The organism is Citrobacter sp. TBCS-15 (assembly GCF_005280815.1).
GTDB classification, from domain to species: Bacteria; Pseudomonadota; Gammaproteobacteria; order Enterobacterales; family Enterobacteriaceae; genus Citrobacter; species Citrobacter werkmanii.
Window position 1 is genome coordinate 1 of sequence record NZ_SZWK01000084.1, and the last position, 230, is coordinate 230.

At 35.2% G+C, this 230-nt stretch carries 1 protein-coding gene; it reads left to right on the forward strand.

Translation table 11 applies throughout. The annotated features are described in order from the left end of the window. A partial coding sequence (locus FDW96_RS03055; protein ID WP_137365205.1) for a hypothetical protein occupies nucleotides 1-230 on the forward strand: 230 nt, incomplete at both ends.

The window sequence follows — 230 nt, forward strand, 5'->3', positions numbered from 1 at the left end:
AAAGCTCACTTAAAAAGTGGGAAGGATGTGGAGCTTTCAGAACTAAAAATTGGCGATTTACTTTTAGTGAAAGAAAATGAGAAAATACCTGCAGATGGCCTTATATTAAGTCAAGCGCTCGTTGATGAGTCAATGATTACTGGTGAAAGCCGAGCAGTCAATAAAAAAACAAATGATCTTGTTTACTTAGCTGATGTAGTCACTTTTCGTATGGTTATTATTGCGAAAAA